General features: G+C 45.6%; 11 protein-coding genes. 10 read left to right on the top strand and 1 reads right to left on the bottom strand.

Going from position 1 to position 16,266, the window contains the following annotated elements; translation table 11 throughout:
• Positions 1-303: 303 nt before the first annotated feature.
• The 6 genes from LRL21_RS09050 to LRL21_RS09025 all read left to right on the top strand — a co-directional run bounded on the left by LRL21_RS09050 (position 304) and on the right by LRL21_RS09025 (position 10,502).
• The gene (locus LRL21_RS09050) at positions 304-1,281 is read left to right on the top strand and encodes an ABC transporter permease (protein ID WP_240415444.1); all 978 of its coding nucleotides are present in this window, start codon (positions 304-306) and stop codon (positions 1,279-1,281) included.
• A gap of 13 nt (positions 1,282-1,294) precedes the next feature.
• Complete coding sequence (locus tag LRL21_RS09045) at positions 1,295-2,185, top strand: carbohydrate ABC transporter permease (protein ID WP_240415443.1); 891 nt, start codon at positions 1,295-1,297, stop codon at positions 2,183-2,185.
• Positions 2,186-2,257: 72 nt separating this feature from the next.
• Positions 2,258-3,850, top strand: a complete 1,593-nt coding sequence (locus tag LRL21_RS09040; RefSeq protein WP_240415442.1) for an extracellular solute-binding protein — start codon at positions 2,258-2,260, stop codon at positions 3,848-3,850.
• 285 nt (positions 3,851-4,135) lie between these two features.
• The gene (locus LRL21_RS09035; protein ID WP_240415441.1) at positions 4,136-9,316 is read left to right on the top strand and encodes an FG-GAP-like repeat-containing protein; all 5,181 of its coding nucleotides are present in this window, start codon (positions 4,136-4,138) and stop codon (positions 9,314-9,316) included.
• 87 nt (positions 9,317-9,403) lie between these two features.
• Positions 9,404-9,763, top strand: coding sequence for an Ig-like domain-containing protein (locus tag LRL21_RS09030; protein WP_240415440.1), 360 nt, complete (start codon positions 9,404-9,406; stop codon positions 9,761-9,763).
• 439 nt (positions 9,764-10,202) lie between these two features.
• Positions 10,203-10,502: a helix-turn-helix domain containing protein gene (locus tag LRL21_RS09025; protein ID WP_240415439.1), complete on the top strand. Its 300-nt coding sequence runs from the start codon at positions 10,203-10,205 to the stop codon at positions 10,500-10,502.
• Between the two features lie 360 nt (positions 10,503-10,862).
• On the opposite strand, the gene LRL21_RS09020 is transcribed toward LRL21_RS09025, so the two are convergent.
• Entirely contained in the window at positions 10,863-11,090 is a 228-nt protein-coding gene (locus LRL21_RS09020; RefSeq protein WP_240415438.1) for an IS3 family transposase, read from the bottom strand.
• A 605-nt stretch (positions 11,091-11,695) separates the two neighbouring features.
• Between LRL21_RS09020 and LRL21_RS09015 the strand changes: the two genes are divergently transcribed.
• The 4 genes from LRL21_RS09015 to LRL21_RS09000 all read left to right on the top strand — a co-directional run bounded on the left by LRL21_RS09015 (position 11,696) and on the right by LRL21_RS09000 (position 16,266).
• The gene (locus LRL21_RS09015) at positions 11,696-12,469 is read left to right on the top strand and encodes a DeoR/GlpR family DNA-binding transcription regulator (protein ID WP_240415437.1); all 774 of its coding nucleotides are present in this window, start codon (positions 11,696-11,698) and stop codon (positions 12,467-12,469) included.
• A gap of 177 nt (positions 12,470-12,646) precedes the next feature.
• The gene (locus tag LRL21_RS09010) at positions 12,647-13,465 is read left to right on the top strand and encodes a metallophosphoesterase family protein (protein WP_240415436.1); all 819 of its coding nucleotides are present in this window, start codon (positions 12,647-12,649) and stop codon (positions 13,463-13,465) included.
• Positions 13,441-14,865: an ABC transporter substrate-binding protein gene (locus LRL21_RS09005; RefSeq protein WP_240415435.1), complete on the top strand. Its 1,425-nt coding sequence runs from the start codon at positions 13,441-13,443 to the stop codon at positions 14,863-14,865. The genes LRL21_RS09010 and LRL21_RS09005 overlap by 25 nt, the downstream gene beginning before the upstream one ends.
• 321 nt (positions 14,866-15,186) lie before the next feature.
• On the top strand, positions 15,187-16,266 hold the full coding sequence (locus LRL21_RS09000) for an ABC transporter ATP-binding protein (protein ID WP_240415434.1): 1,080 nt from the start codon (positions 15,187-15,189) through the stop codon (positions 16,264-16,266).

Below are 16,266 nucleotides of genomic sequence, written 5' to 3'. Positions count from 1 at the left end.
TGCATAACTCTCAGAATTGCTTAAATAACGTTGAACAGCTGATAATTTTTCGTCTGAAGTATACTTAGCCATTAAAAAACTGCACCTCCAACTGTTAGATGATGTCTAACAATTGGGGTGCAGTTCACCGCACGTAGGTCGGCTTTTTTTTATTCGGAGGGTAATAAACGTCCATGATGATAACAAATGAAACCTCTTTAAAACGTTCAGATGCCGATTTAATGATGAAATGTACATGTTCAAAATGGCCTGTTGGAAGTAGGATAGGATCAGTACAGAAAGACAACATGGAGGAGTGAATGTATGAGAGAAAAGTTGGCCGCCGTTCACGCGGGCACACACACAGAGTCTCGGGTTTCGGTTCGTCCGAAATCGAGCGGGCTATGGAAATGCATCAAGCGGGACAAGTATTTGTACCTGATGCTGATTCCCGTCGTCGCATTTTATCTGTTATTCAAGTACGCCCCGATGTTCGGAGAAATTATCGCATTTAAAGACTATCGGTTTGCGGAGGGGATCTGGGGAAGCGACTGGGTGGGACTGAAGCATTTTCGCAAGCTGTTCGGCAGCCCCGATTTTTTCAATATCCTGAAAAATACGCTTTTACTGAACGTATATAATGTTGTGTTCGGTTTTCCGGTGCCAATTATTCTTGCGCTGCTGCTCAATGAGCTGCGAATCGAATGGTACAAACGGCTCGTTCAGAATCTGATGTATGTTCCGCACTTTATCTCGTGGGTCGTCCTCGGCGGAATCATCATTGCTTTGCTCAGCCCTAGCTCGGGGGCGGTGAATATGACGCTGCACAAGGTATTTGTCATCGAACCGGTGTATTTCCTTGCCAGCCAATTTTGGTGGCCTATCGTCTTCGTTTTGTCAGGCATCTGGCATAGTGCGGGCTGGAATACTATTTTATACATGGCGGCGATTACAGGAATCGACCCGCAGCTTTATGAGGCGGCACGCATCGACGGGGCTGGCCGTATTCGCCAGATTTGGCATATCACGCTGCCGGGCATCCGCAGTACGATTGCGATTCTGCTCATCTTGCGCATGGGTTATATGATGGATATTGGTTTTGAACAAATTTTTATTTTGCAAAATTCAGCCGTATCTGAAGTGGCCGATGTGATCAGTACCTACGTGTATCGGATGGGGCTTCAGAACGTACAGTACAGCTACACGACCGCACTGGGCTTGTTTCAATCCATGATCGGGCTCATCCTGATCGTATCAATGAATCGGTTGGTCAAACTACTCGGCGAAAAAGGCTTATGGTGAGGAGGGACGAAGGATGATCGAACAAAGAAATCTTGGCAACCGCACATTTAATGGATTGAATTTTATTTTTCTTGGGGTGGCGGGCTTTTTGACGCTTTTTCCGTTCATTCATGTGATGGCCACCTCGCTCAGCGGTAGTCGGGCCATTGCGTCCGGTGAAGTATTTCTATGGCCTGTGGATTGGACGTTGCAAGGCTTCCGCAATCTCGTCGAGGATGGACAGCTGTTCGTCGGGATGCGCAACACCATAGTAATTACACTGATCGGAACTTGCTTCAACCTGATCGCAACCATTCTGGCGGCGTATCCACTCTCCCGCAGGCGATTGCGCGGACGTGAGGGACTTCTGATGGCGATTACGTTTACTATGGTGTTCAGTGGAGGCATGATCCCGAGTTTTATTCTCATCAAAACTTTAGGCATCATGAACAGCTATTGGGCACTTTGGCTGCCCGGTTTGATCAGCACTTACAATATGTTCGTGATGAAAACGTTTTTTGAGGGGCTGCCTGATGAACTGGAGGAATCGGCTTCGATCGACGGAGCTAACGATCTGGTTACGCTGTTCCGTATCGTTCTTCCGTTATCCATGCCGATTCTTGCCGCACTCGGCTTGTTCTACGCAGTTTATTGGTGGAACGCCTACTTTAACGTGTTAATCTACATCACCAGCTCCTCGAAGCTTTCTCTCATGATGGTGCTGTATCAGAAGATCAACAACGTTAGTGAAACGCTGTTAAGCACGGGCGGCGGCTCGGAAGGCGCGATGAGCGGCCAAAATTTGACGCCGGAGGGCATACGGGCGGCAGCGATCGTCACGGCGACCGCACCGATTTTGATTGTATACCCTTTCCTTCAAAGGCATTTCGTTAAGGGCGTATTGATCGGTTCAATTAAAGGTTGACACTATTTGGATATCTATAAGACGATAAGTCTTAATGATATAAATCGACAGACGACTTAGGAGGTCAAAAGCATGCCGATTCTAATCAAAAGCAAGTATATCGCCTCAGGTCTGGCTATCGTTTTAGCGATGACTGGACTTTTAACCGCCTGCGGAGACAAAAAAGAGACGACTCCGGCCCAGGGTGATGCAAAGGAAACTGACAAGTACGCTAGTCTCCCAAAGGAAATCAGCATTTCTATGTTTGATAGGGGACGCGTACCGGCTGCAGAAGGAACATATGAGAAAAACCGCTGGACCGGGTGGATCAACGATAATTCCGGTATCAAGGTGAATTGGGTGCCTGTCCCCCGCAATACGGCACAGCAGAAGCTTAATGTTCTTATTGCCGCCGACGAAGCGCCGGACATCATTTGGGAATATGACCGCAATTATATCGCATTGCTGGCCAGCCAAGGAGCGATTCAGCCGATCGATTCCTATATTGAGAAATACAGCACATCCTATAAAAAATATTTAAGCGAACATCCTGAGCTAAAGCCTTATGTCACGATCGATGGAAAAATGTATGCCGTGTCCAGCAAACGCGGAATTGATACGATCGCCAACCAAGGGATGTGGATTCGCAAGGACTGGTTGGATAAACTTGGTTTGGCGATGCCCAGAACCGATGAGGAGCTTCTGAACGTAGCCAAGGCGTTTGTGGAGAGAGATCCGGATGGAAACGGCAAGAACGATACGGTGGGCTTTGCCTTTAACAGCCAATTTAAAAGTTACCCGGCAGCTATGTTCGCTTCCAGACCGGACACATGGTATGTAGACAACGGCAAAATACAGCTGGGCCGTTTGAGTGACCGATATCTGGATACTCTGGCAATGTCCAAAAAAATGTATGACGGCGGCATGGTCGACAAGGAATATATCACCGATAAGAATTACCAGCGCGAGCGTCAGCTTTGGGTTACCGGCAAAGCGGGCATCTATCTGGGCTCGTGGCACCTGGATTCGGAGTACCGGGATTTGAAGCAAAACGTGCCTGATGCGCAGCCGGTTCCTCTGGAATCCGTGAGGACGAAGTACGGCAAATTCGGCTTGCTGCAGGAAGCGCCGGCCTCCATGCTGATTGCTTTTAATAAAAACATGAAAAATCCGAAGGCTGCCGTCGAGTTTCTTGATTGGATGCTGGATAAGGGCTGGTTTACGGTGAAATTCGGCATGGAAGGCACTCATTACAAGAAAACAAATGGAAATGTGCAGGCCATTGATGGAGAGAAAAACAAGAAAGAACTGGATTACGGGTATGAATATCCGATCGTTAACCAATGGGACCCGAAGCCGGATGATATTGTGAAAATGGCCGCTTCAGATCCTCTTTCCCAAGAATATGCCAAGCTGAAGGCGTTAGGCCTGGAAATGGCGATGAAAAGCAATTTCAGAAGGGATATTCCGTACGCGCCTTCGTTTCCGGAGTTGAGCCAATTTTTAGCAGAGTTTACCCCGAAAGCCGACGAAATCGACAACAAAGTCATTATGGGCGGTCCACAGTTAACACCGGAATGGGGAGCCGCCGAGCTGCTGAAGGAATGGAAGCGGTTGAACGGGGAAAGCGTGTGGAAGCAGGTGCAGGAATGGTATGACAAAAACAAAGACAGCTTGAAGCAGTAAGTGGGGAGGAGTTGTACATCGACGTTGCCGAATCTCTTGGCCGGGCAGGTATCCTGCTGCACACACGCTATGGGGAGGTGGCTGGCGAATATGGCCCTTGAACCCAGAGTGCACAAGCTGCCGATACCGCCGGCCGGAATCGTGTATATTACCTTGAGGAATTAAAAATCTGGAGCTTCCGCAGGACGGGGGCTCACTTTTCGAAACATTGTGGAAGCGGATACATTTGTATTTTTGCCTATTCATGCTCATGAATAGAGTCCTATCAAGTAAGGGGAGAATCGTATGCGTTACTTTCGAATCGCTCGGGATGCTATTTTAGTCGCGATGGCCGTATGGTTTATAGGGCTTTCGTCTTCCACGCAAGTGTCGGCGGCCGGGGGCATTGTCGTTCTCAAAGAGCAGGGGACCAATCCGCTTTACGACTTTGGCATGGCAGTCGGAGCTTCCGGCGGCAACAATAAGTTTATTGTTGCCGATTTTGACGGAGATGGAGATACGGATTTAGTGAACCGGAATACGTCCAACACCGGAGTGCAGTATTGGAGAAATAATGGAGACGGTTCCTTTACGGATCTTACCGGTTCCAGCAACCCTTTTCAAAATGTGACGTTTTCCGGAGCTTCTGCGAACTACTTTAGCACACTTTACTTGCTTACAGGCGATTTTGACGGAGATGGAGACGTCGACGTATTTAACGGAAATCATCAAGGCTCGTCCGCTCTGTACCGAAATGATGGAGGGACCTTCACGGTTCTGCAAGGACCGGGGGTCAACCCTCTCCATGGATTCGGAACGGCGATCGGCACAGGCGGCTTCAGGGCGATTGCAGCCGACTTTGATGGCGACGGCGATACCGATCTGGTGAACCGCAATTCGAACAGCACTGGAGTACAGTATTGGAGAAATAACGGCGACGGTACGTTTACCGAATTGACCGGAACCGCAAATCCGCTCGCCAGCGTATCTTTTGTGTCAAACAGCAGCTATTTCACGGCACCGCTTTTAGCGGCAGGCGATTTCGACGGGGACGGGGATGTGGACATCTTCAACGGCAATCATGGAGGTACTCCGGCTATGTACCGGAATGATGGAGGGACCTTTACGGTTTTGCAAGGTGCGGGAACGAATCCTCTCCACGAATCCGGTACGGCTATTGGCACAACAACCGGCAAATTTGTTGCGGGGGATTTTGATGGAGACGGATGGGTTGATTTCGTAAACCGAAATTCCGCTAACACCGGGGTGCAGTATTGGAAAAATAATGGAGACGGCACTTTTGCCGAGCTTACAGGGAGCAGCAATCCTTTCGCGAGCGTATCGTTTTCGGCCAATGTCAATTATTTTTTTGCCGGGTTTCTTGCGGTAGGCGATTTCGATGGTGATGGTGATAAGGATATCTTGAATGTAAATCATGGAGGTACTCCGGCCCTTTATCAGCAAAGCGGGTCGCCGCCTAATCTTACAGGGACAGTTCCTACCGACGATGCGGTTTCCGTTGCTTCCAGCGATCCTATTCAATTGATATTCAATGAAACGATCGCAAGCGGAGGTCCGGGGGTTATCGAGATTCGTAAATACAGTGACGATTCGCTTGTGGAATCCATTGCCGGAAATTCGGCTGAGGTCACCGGGTTCGGATCGAATGTCATTACCATCCATCATCCGGCTCCTCTGCAAAACAATACAGCTTACTACATTCTCATTAAGCCCAGGGCTTTCTTTGATTCGGACGGACAATCGTTCCCGGGTATATCGAAGAAATCGCAGTTGAATTATACCACCCAGGGCAATTCGATCCAGCAGTATCCTGTCAGGTCAGGTGCCGTACCGAGCAGCTCTTACACGCTGTCGGTTAACGGGGAGAACATATTCGTTGAGAAGTTTGGCGATGTCAGCTTCGCAAGATTTTCCTTCTCAGGGACGGCCAATTTCACGGTGACCGCGAACGAAACGGTTTCATCGTTTGGTATCAGTCCGCAAAGCTATCAAATCCAGGGAAGCAGCAGCGGAAACCATCTTTTTTTCTCCATTGATCAACCGAGAACGCTGATTGTAAGCGTAAACAATCTGGAAAAGTTGTTTCTATTCGCCGATGGACTTGAAACCGCCGCGCCAGACATTCATGATCCGAACGTGATCAATTTGGCCGACTATTTACCGGCGGGCCATGATGAAGAAGCAGTCGTCACCGGCTATTTTCAAAAAGCGATCGACGATACGTCCGCATTGAATAATGGAGCGGGGGGGATCCTGCTTGTTCCGGACGGAAAATACATGACGGCGCAGCTCAAGCTGAGGAGTAACGTGCATCTTTATTTAAAAAGCGGCGCTTGGATAAAAGCGGTGTCCGATTCCAGCACTGCGAATTATCCGGCACAAAACGGTTCGGACTCTTCCTTCATTTTCATACAAAACGCAAGCCATGTAAAAATTAGTGGCAGAGGGATGATCGACGGCAACGGAATGGCGATCAAGACCTTAAACGACAAAGAGAATATCAAGCTCTTGCGGACAGCAGATGTTACGGATTTGCAAATAGAAGACGTCTATTTCGTTGATTCGGCCAGATGGACGATTCATCTTCTGTATGCCGAAGATGTTGTCCTGAAAAATATAAAGCTGATCAACGATTTGAGAGGCGCTCCCGATCCGGCGAATCCGAATATTCTGCTTCCGACGGTAACTAATACCGACGGGGTAGATATCGATTCATCGCAAAACGTTACTATAGACGGTTCGTTTATCTATACCGGAGACGATTCGATCTCGCCTAAAGTCACCAACTATTTGAATTTGAAAAGACCGACGTTCGGCTTACAGATCAAGAATAACGTAATATGGACTTTGAAAGCCGCGCTTAAGGTAGGCGATGAAACGCTTATGGATATCGGTGGTGTCCGGTTCGAGAACAATGACATCGTTCATGCCGACCGGTTCGTCGCACTTTGGGCAGGGGATGCAAGCCATATTCAAAATATCGACGTGATCAATAATTGGGCCGAATTCATCGGCGGCAATTATAACGAGCGCTACTTTTATTTCCGCATCAGGTTATTGCACGGGGATTCCAAACCGGGGTGGATCGATCAGGTCCATGTGAAGGACTTCTATGTTCTTAATAAAGCGGTTCAAGCTTCAACGATAGAAGGTTATGATGCTACCCATCTGGTCAGTAACGTCACCTTCGATAATGTCGTCATACAAGGTGCACAAGCAGGGAGCCGAACGGATATCCCTTTGGAGTTCAAAAACACATTCTACAGCGACGTCGTTTTCCAGCCATCCGGCACGGTATACAGTGGTACGCAGCCCCCGCCGCCGCTTCAAATTAATACGCCTGGGGACCATTCGATCACCAATAATCCTAATCCGCTAATAAACGGTACGGCTATGGCCAATAGTACGGTGAAGGTCTATGTCGATCATGCACCGCCGGTAACCGTGACAGCGGATGCAAGCTACAATTGGAGCTACGCTCCGATTGCAGCGCTCTCGGAAGGTCTTCACACAGTCAAGGCAACGGCCGTAGATGCTGCCGGCAACGATAGCGCGGATTCGAGCATCGTAACATTCACGGTAGACTTGGCTGCACCGTATAGTACCATTTTCATCGAAGCGGAGGACATGACGCTCGTCGGTTATATGCCCGAGGTTCAATCCGTAGCTTCCGGGGGAAAAGTGATTAAAGTGTCGGGAACCGGAACGGCCACAATGCCATTTAATGGGCAGGACGGAACCTACGATCTGAAGGTGCACTATTTTGACGAAAATGACGGTGCCGCAACGTATCGAATGTTCGTTAACGATTTGCGAGTCGATGCGTGGACGGCAAATCAAGACTTGGGCTCGGCCTCCGTATCGGAAAAATCGAGAACCAGCCGCTGGATATCAGGGATTCCGCTAAGAAAGGGGGATATCGTCAAGCTGGAGGGCACATCGAATGCCTCCGAAGCGGCAAGGGTAGACTGTCTTGAATTTAATCTCATGACCGAACCAGATCCGTCTAACCCGCCTTTTCTTGATTCTGTTCGGGTAAGCGGGACCGTTCCCGTTCTTACCGCAGGCGGTGCGGGGTATGATTTGTACGGACTCACCGTCATCGGTATGGATCAATTCGGCAGCTCTTATGACCTGGCCGGTCTGCCTAAATCATGGACGGTAAAAACAGGAACCGGATTTTCCACGGTGAACGGTACAATCTTGAATCCGCTCAGCGCAGGATCAGGTACAGTTACACTCACCGTCTACGGCAAGGAGAGCAACTCGGTCGCTTTTACGGTACAGGCAGCCTCAAACGGCGAGCCCAGAGTATTGCTTGTGGACAAGCGAGGAATTACGAGCGGAGCGTATACTTCAATTTCCAAAGCCGTTGCCAGTACTCCGGCACTCAAACCGGGAGACATCATCTCACTGGTACCGGGGAGCGGTCCATATCATGAAACTGTCAAAATACACGCGTCCGGCGTTCCCGGCAAACCTATTATATTTGAAGGGAATGGCGAGTTGATAAGCGGATTCATTCCGTTTCAGTTCACCCAAGAGGCGAATGGGCAATGGACTTATACGCTGCCGGCTCCCATAGCCAACACGCTGCCGGACGGCAAATCCAGCACGTTCCGTCATCTGGTAGCGTATAATGGCCAGCGGCTTTTATTAGACCAGCCATCGGGACAAAACACCGGGATATTTACAAGCGACTATGCGGTATTGTCTTCGGACGGCAGCAAGCTGATTTTGAACCCGGATAAGGCCTCGCCGACTTCAGGCTGGGAAATATCCACATTAACGAACGGTATCGAAATCGTCACTCCCGATTCTTATCAGACGTATCGCAATCTGCGGGTCACCGGGGTGCAAAACGACGGGTTTAATATTCACGGTACTGGAACGGGGCTTGTGTTCGAGAACATAGAAGCTTTTAACAATTTCGATGAAGGGTTCTCTTCTCATGACAGTACAAATTCCACGATTGAGGGCGGAGCTTTTTGGGGAAATGAGAACGGGATTTATAACCAGTCGCGAGACACGGTTACGTTTAAGGCGAATAATGTAAAAGTCTACAACAATATCGGTTACGGAGTGGCGACACAGATGGGAACCAACTCATTTTCCAACGTTCAAGTCTGGGATAACGGCATCTCCAACCTTCGAGTAGGTGGCAGAGTCTTTATGTCTAATGTTGTGACCTACGACAGTAGATGGTCGCAGCGCCCTTGGGTAGGATTTCAGGAGTCACAGAACTATAAATATAATCAGGAAATTAAGCCTTATGCTTATTCCGAATATGTAAAGGCGGATTACCCAATCACGAAAACTGGGACGGCGCCGACCGTGTTGCCCGCTTCCCAACTGCCTCCATTTAAGGGTGCGTTCGATGATTGGCGGCACATCTATTTCTCCGCTGCTGACCTAAGCAATCCGGCCATCAGCGGACCTGAATCCGACCCGGATGGAGACGGGTAAAGTAATTATGATGAATATAAGGCAGGACTCAACCCGAAAATACATGACAATGTAGCTGCTATAACTGCGCCAGCCGCGCCGATCATCATGGAGCCGGCAGACAACTCCGTGATAACCGATCCGAAACCGACTTTCAGGGGAACTGCTGAAGCGGGCAGTACGGTGACGGTGAGCGTGTATGGCGCCCTAGCAGGGATCACGACGGCGGATGGCAGCGGTAGCTGGAGTTACATGCCTGTGGAGGCACTGAGCGAAGGCTTTCATACCGTATATGCTACAGCGATGGATGCGGCGGGCAACAGGAGTACCAGTTCCGCTATCCTTCATTTTACGGTAAACTCGGCTTCTTCCAGCGGGAATGGTGCAGCCATCCAGGGATCGGCTTCCGTCCAAGCAGGTAAACCACTGGATCTGATTTTGGTAGCCCAGTTAAGATATTATCATTGAAGGTGATCTACCTACTGCTGTCATAGTAGATGAAATATTGGAGGAAGTAAAAAGCAAATTAACCTCACTCAACTAATGGATATGTTCCCGAACGATCGAGCTTATTGATTTTTCTTCAGAGGCCAATCTTCAAGTGACCATGAAGTGGTTGATATTGGTGCGAATTCATCGTATACCGCTATTGTTTCTGATCTAGAATCTGTAAAGATCTTATGTAATCCAGTAACGAATTCAATTGTACTGGTGCTATGCAGCTGGACCTTCACTACTTTCTAACGTATTAGTTTTCAGCAACTGACAGAGAAAGTTTGCACAGAGAAAAAGCCCTTATTCCTGTGAACTGTAACCCGAAAGATAGACACTTTGAAAAAGGTGCCCGTCTTTCGGGTTTTTGTGTTTTTTTTAAAAAATACTACAGTGAATGAGGTAAACTAACATCATGTCTAAACGTCTTTTCACATCAATACAGATGAGACTACTTGAGTCTAATCCTAATGTTGTTCACGTATCAGAAAAAGCAATAGCATATAAGCCTGAATTTAAATTACAGGCCGTTCAGTCATACAAGAGTGGTTGCACACCCATGCAGATTTTCCTAGAAGGTGGGTTTGACGTTTCCATCATTGGTGCAGACAAGCCTAAGAAGTGTTTAGAGCGTTGGAGAAGAAGCTATGGCACCTATGGGAAGGAGGGATTACTTATGGACCGCAGGGGCAAGTGCAGGCAGGCCCTCTTCTAAAGAGATGACTACTGAGGAGAAGCTTAAGTGTGCTGAGGCTAAGATTAAACTATCGCCTGAACACCCTAATGCAGGACACTACACCTCTTAACCAATCGGTCTCATAGAATGGCTTGAAATTGCTCTCAGTTCCTTTTTTTCTCTTCGTTTACACCTTAATAGGCAGTTATCCGAGCGTATGAAGGGCTTCTCTTCCTTGGATTTATCAAAGAGTTGGCGCTTCATCAGGGCTTCCTGGGTGATCTGTACCAGGTGCTTCGCCTCGCAGGTTAACCCAAGGTGGTACGTAATCACCGCACGGTCAAACACGTCTAGGATGCACATAATGAAGAAGAATCGACGCTCGCCAGCAATCCAACCCTACTTAATATCCGTTTCCCACAGCTGATTAGCACCTGTAAGGACTCGGTTGTTCGCCAGCCTTCTTGGATGCTTCAGTTTCAGCTTGCGCTGCGGCCTCAGAACGTCCAACTGCTTGCACAGCCTGTACACTTTCTTCTTGTTAATCACAAGCTGGTGGCGTCTTTTTAACAGCACCGTGAGCTTGCGGTAGCCATAGTTCGCCCCTTCACCAGCTAGGAACTCCATCAGCCATTCGCAGATCTCTTCATCACTTATGGGCTAGCTCGTCTTCGAGTTAAATTTCCATACCTGCCGTATGAGACCTTCCTTCGGAACCCCTGGCAACGACGATACATCATTATTTAAAAAGACACATAAGGAAATCAAATCCTTCGCGATATATTTGCTTTTTCGTTGGACGAAGCCAGCTTTTCTGGCAAGCTCCCAAGTTGGGCAGGAGAAAAATGATGATGAGGTTGTTGTGCTAGTAAATGCATTTCTTCGCTGATAGAAAGAGGAAAAGATATTAACAGGTAAATAATCCCTTATATAGTAAAATTCCTGCATAAAGTTACAACATATTTTTTGCATTTATAGGTATAATTTCATCATGGATCGATGGGCTTGTGGCGGGACCCCTATATGTTAACTGAAACCAAGGATAAACAGTTTGTCAGGGCCATTCTGAGGTCACTGAAAATGATTATTTATTTAAGAATTGACCAAACAGTAATTACGACCGAAAAGAAATTAACGAACATTAACATCTAAAAATTCTTAAAGTTAACAAACCTGAGGTATTATCCTATTATAGGACTTTTTTTTGGAATTTAGAGAAGGAGGCAGTAGCTATGAGCATGAAGGCTAAGCAAAGGCGAATCAATATCCTATCGTTAATTGAAAGAGAGGGTAGTGTTAATGTAGAAGAGTTGGCAGAACAATATTCGATATCCGTCGAAACGATCCGCCGCGATTTACGGATTCTAAATGATGAAGGGTTTGCCCAAAGAACGTATGGCGGGGCTTTAAGAACGGAGAAAGTTGCTACATCTTTCCCTTTTCATGAAAGCCTGGGGACGAACCGGGAACAGAAGGCAGCAATCGGAGGGGAGGCGGCTAAACTGGTTGCTCCGGGCGACAATATTTTTATCGATGACTCAACGCTAGGCCTGGCGTTCGCGCGGAATATTCCGAGCGATTTGGAAATTACAGTCGTGACCACTTCCTATAATGTGGCGCTTTATTTGCTCAATAAGAACGAACGGGCAAAAGTTTACGTGACCGGTGGAGAATTGGACAAGGATGGAATAACCCGCGATCCGAGAATGTACCTGGAATTGCGGAAATATAGTATCGATAAAGCTTTTTTCTCTGCGATCGCAGTTAATGAACGGGGCAGTTTCCATTCGACTGTGGAGTATCAGCAGCTTGCGCATACCCTGGAGGAAGTCAGTCAATCTCTCATTCTGCTTTCCGATTATCCAAAAATGGAAAAAAACGCATTTTTCTTTGGGTTGAAGCTTCAACAGTTTAGCTTTTTGATTACAGATGAAGGGGCATCACCGTTTTTTCTGGACAAGGTGAAAAAGACGGGCTGCCAAGTAATCACGGCTAGTTGCAGTTAAAAATACCTCTTTAAATTGACCGTTTATGAACCGTTTTTGAACCATTTGTCAATAAACAGTAATAAAAATTAACGATTTCTACGCCGAACTTTGATGCGAGATTAACAATTTGTGATTATGATAAGAAGTGCTGGTGTACCCCAAATGCAATCGTTTAATTTTGAGAGGAGAATGAATGTGAAAATTCTAATGTTTGGTGATCTGCACTACCCTTCGATTGATGAAACAATTCCAGGATTAAAAGAGGCCCACTCAACTTTTTATGGAAGGTTCATTGATCAATTTTTAAAAACGGACGCGGATTTCTATGTTTCGATTGGCGATTTAACGAATTATGGTCTTGAATCTGAACTTAAGGATATTTATGGTTTAATTAATCAAGAAAGCCGTACTTTCTACCATGCACTTGGAAATCATGATTTACTTTCAATGACAAAAAAAGAGGTATTGAGCATCACTGGTCAGGCACAGTATCATTCATTTGAAACGGAGAAAGCCGTACTTGTCTTATTGGATACGGCTAAAGAAAAGGATCCCGGTGGTTGGGTAGATAATGAACAGCTTTCGTGGCTACAAGATGTAATTCGTTCATCTGGGATAAAGCCGATGCTCGTTTTTGCGCATCATCCAGTCTACAATACAACAGCACTCTCAAATATGGGCAAGCACTCGATTCATCCGGACGCAGATATATGGAGCATTTTGGCTCAAAAAGAAGGAGTTGGTATGTATTTTAATGGTCATATACACGTGGATTCAATTGTTCAGCAAAAAAACTGGACGTTCGTTCAAACATCAGCCCCACTAGATCAGCATGCGTTTCGTCTAATTGAAATTGGAGAAAATGAGATTACTGTAAATGCGATTGATTTGAACGATTCTGCTATCGCACAAAGTGCACCAATCATTTACGATAATATTAGTCATTTTGCTCCAGAGGAATCAGCAAGAGGCACTGATGAACATCGTAATTGCCGTATTCCTTTATTACAATAGGAAGACATTCTTCAGGTAAAAGCGACTCGCCCATTAACCGCCAGCGAAATGAGAAAAAACCATCAAAAAAGAAGGGTGAAAAATCAGAAATGAAAAAATTATATGTTTTTTTGATTATGCTTATTGCACTATGTCTTGTATCAGCATGTAACTCAACAAAGTCAGCTGGAACGAATGCGAATACGAAGAATTCAAAAGAGGCTTCTGCGACCGATGAAAAAATCGAGATTAAGTTTTGGTACGCATGGGGAGACAAAATTGGTGAAACCAATAAAAATCTTGCAAAAATGTTTAATGAATCACAGAATAAAATTCATGTAACTGCAGAATATCAAGGAACATCCGATGAACTTGAAGCAAAAACGCAGGCTGCATTTGCTGCAAAAAATGCACCGGAAGTGACATTGAATGCAAATACATCGATCGCTGTATTTGCAAAGTCTGGCATGATACAGGACTTAACACCTTTTGTTGAACGAGATAAGTTTGATTTAAAGGATTTTAACCCAGGTCTTATGGGTAATTCGTATGTGGATGGCAAACTTTATTCACTTCCGTATTTTCGCAGTACGCCGATCCTTTATATGAATGCGTCCATGTTAAAAGAAGCAGGTCTAAATCCAACTGGTCCAAAAAATTGGGCTGAATTTGAAAATTATTTGCGTGCTCTTACTAAAGAAGGAAAAACAGTTGGGATGACAATGCCGGTTAGCACTTATATGTTTGAAGCATTTGTTGCGCAAGGAGGAGGAAAAATACTATCTGACGATAAGTCTCGAGTCGCATTTAATGAAAAAGCCGGTGTCGAGGCACTAGCATTTTGGAAAAAGCTAAAGAAGGAAGGCTTAATTAAAGTTCCTGGCGGTGAAGATGCTACAAAAGTAAAGAATCAAGATTTTGCAAATGGCCGAGCAGCGATGATGTTCGAATCTTCTGCAGATCTTTCATACCATTTAGGTGTTGCGAAAGAACAAGGCTTTGAATTAAATACAGCATTTATGCCATCTGATAAAGTACAAGCTGTGACGTCTGCTGGTACTAATATTGTCATGATTTCAGGTCTTGATAAAGAAAAACAAAATGCAGCATGGGAATTTATAAAATGGATGACAGCGAAAGAACAAACTGTTTATGCAAGCTCACATACAGGTTACCTGCCTAGCCGCTTTTCTGCAAATGAGACAGAAGAAATGCGAGCTCTTTACAAAGAAAAACCACAATTTAAAGTAGGAATGGATCAATTGCAATACGCTCAAGCTCGTCCAATGGCTAAAGCCTATCCAGAAATTATGAAAATAATTAGTGATGCAATATCTCGAACACTGTTAAAAGATGATCTTGCTCCACAGGGTGCCCTTGATGCAGCAGCTGAAAAAGCAAATCAATTGCTTCAAAAATAAGAGTTAAACCATACTAGTCAGGAAGTAAAATGTGAGCAATGCAGCTTTTCTTCTCCACTTCCTATTACTATAACGATGAGAATCAAAAGTTATACACCCATGAAAATTTGAAGCCGTCTTCTAGTGCTCCGTAACCTCAGAAACCAGGCTCTACCCGGTAACAAAGGTTATGGAGTACTGGGTTTTCATGGGATGAACAGTTGAAATTGGCGGTAGTGATTCTGTCCATTATTTTGGCTTAGGTGAAGAAGGCGAGCTATTGGCATTTGCCAATCCATTCTATATTCGATATTCAGGTCATTGAAATGGGGAAAAAATAACATGGCGGAAATTAGATTAGTTAATGTCTCAAAAGCTTATAAAGAGGAAGAAATCATCAGCAATTTAAACTTAACGATTCAAGACGGATCGTTCACTGTCTTGGTAGGTCCATCTGGCTGTGGTAAATCAACGACTCTTCGCATGATTGCTGGCCTAGAAAAAGAAACAGGCGGTGAAATTTGGATAGGAGACCAACTTGTCAATGATACACCTCCTGGTAAACGCAACATCGCCATGGTGTTTCAAAGTTATGCGTTATATCCAACAATGACAGTCTGGGGAAATATTGAATTTGGTCTTAAAAATAAAAAAATTCCAAAAGCTGAGCGAGAAGAACTGATACGTGAAATTTCAGAAATCGTTGGACTGACGGAATTTCTTGATAAAAAGCCGCAACATCTTTCAGGCGGTCAAAGACAGCGTGTTGCATTAGCCCGCGCGATGGTGAAAAAACCAAAAGTGTTTATTTTGGACGAACCTCTGTCCAATCTGGATGCTAAGCTGCGTGGTCAAATGAGAACGGAATTAATCCAACTGCATAAACGACTCGGCACAACGTTTATTTATGTGACGCATGATCAGGTGGAAGCCATGTCTATGGGTGATGAAATTGTCATTTTGAACAAAGGGAAAATTCAACAGGCAGACACTCCAATGAAAGTGTATCATGATCCGAACAATATTTTTACAGCAAATTTTATTGGTACACCTGCTATGAATATTTTGGACCATAATCAACTTTTGGATTTCATGCCTACAGTTAATGGCGATATAAAATATGTTGGGTTTCGTCCAGAACACATTCAGCTTTCTCTTACTGAAAGCAAAGATCCACATTCCATTATCATCCACAGTGAGATATTAACAATGGAAGCATTAGGCTCGGAAACAATTTATACTGTGAAAAATGAAGCAGGTGTGATGAACATTAAAAGTGTAAAGGATCCTTTACACGATGTGACACGTGTCAATGTAATGATCCCTCATGAAAAGTTGTACTTCTTTGATCACGAAGGAGTACGGAATCGCACTATCACGATAAAACACGATGAGCCTGTGCTGGTAATGGGAGGACGATAG

The sequence above is a fragment of the Paenibacillus periandrae genome (genome assembly GCF_022458865.1).
In the GTDB taxonomy this organism is placed as follows: domain Bacteria; phylum Bacillota; class Bacilli; order Paenibacillales; family NBRC-103111; genus Paenibacillus_S; species Paenibacillus_S periandrae.
The sequence above is the reverse complement of the archived record's forward strand: the minus strand, read 5'-3'. Positions and strand labels throughout refer to the sequence as shown.

Bases quoted from the DNA above. Each gene is read 5' to 3' on its own strand.
- LRL21_RS09050 (WP_240415444.1), top strand. From the start codon at position 304: ATGAGAGAAAAGTTGGCCGCCGTTCACGCGGGCACACACACAGAGTCT.
- LRL21_RS09045 (WP_240415443.1), top strand. From the start codon at position 1,295: ATGATCGAACAAAGAAATCTTGGCAACCGCACATTTAATGGATTGAAT.
- LRL21_RS09040 (WP_240415442.1), top strand. From the start codon at position 2,258: ATGCCGATTCTAATCAAAAGCAAGTATATCGCCTCAGGTCTGGCTATC.
- LRL21_RS09035 (WP_240415441.1), top strand. From the start codon at position 4,136: ATGCGTTACTTTCGAATCGCTCGGGATGCTATTTTAGTCGCGATGGCC.
- LRL21_RS09030 (WP_240415440.1), top strand. From the start codon at position 9,404: ATGGAGCCGGCAGACAACTCCGTGATAACCGATCCGAAACCGACTTTC.
- LRL21_RS09025 (WP_240415439.1), top strand. From the start codon at position 10,203: ATGTCTAAACGTCTTTTCACATCAATACAGATGAGACTACTTGAGTCT.
- LRL21_RS09020 (WP_240415438.1), bottom strand. From the start codon at position 11,090: ATGGAGTTCCTAGCTGGTGAAGGGGCGAACTATGGCTACCGCAAGCTC.
- LRL21_RS09015 (WP_240415437.1), top strand. From the start codon at position 11,696: ATGAGCATGAAGGCTAAGCAAAGGCGAATCAATATCCTATCGTTAATT.
- LRL21_RS09000 (WP_240415434.1), top strand. From the start codon at position 15,187: ATGGCGGAAATTAGATTAGTTAATGTCTCAAAAGCTTATAAAGAGGAA.